1 protein-coding gene is annotated in these 245 nt (G+C 59.2%); it reads left to right on the top strand.

The genetic code is table 11. The features are described from left to right. Positions 1–245 (top strand): LysE family transporter (locus AF337_RS12175; RefSeq protein ID WP_160320291.1); only part of this gene is annotated, 245 nt, incomplete at both ends.

Raw genomic sequence — 245 nt, 5'->3', positions numbered from 1 at the left:
GGCTCCGGCATTCTGGTGACGCTTGGCAATCCAAAATCTGTGTTGTTCTACGTTTCCATTCTGCCGACGGTCGTGGATGTGAATGCACTATCGGGCACGGATATCGTCCTGCTCCTTGTCACGACGGCCCTGATCCTCGCGGTCGCCCAGTATCCCTTCGCTCTCGCGGGCGCTCGGGCGCGAATGGCGCTTACATCGCCGAGGGCGATGTTACTGATGAATCGGAGTGCTGCTCTCTGCATGGG

Origin of the sequence: Rhizobium ecuadorense, assembly GCF_001187535.1 — a bacterium.
Lineage (GTDB): Bacteria > Pseudomonadota > Alphaproteobacteria > Rhizobiales > Rhizobiaceae > Rhizobium > Rhizobium ecuadorense.
This window is presented reverse-complemented; position numbering and strand designations above follow the sequence as displayed.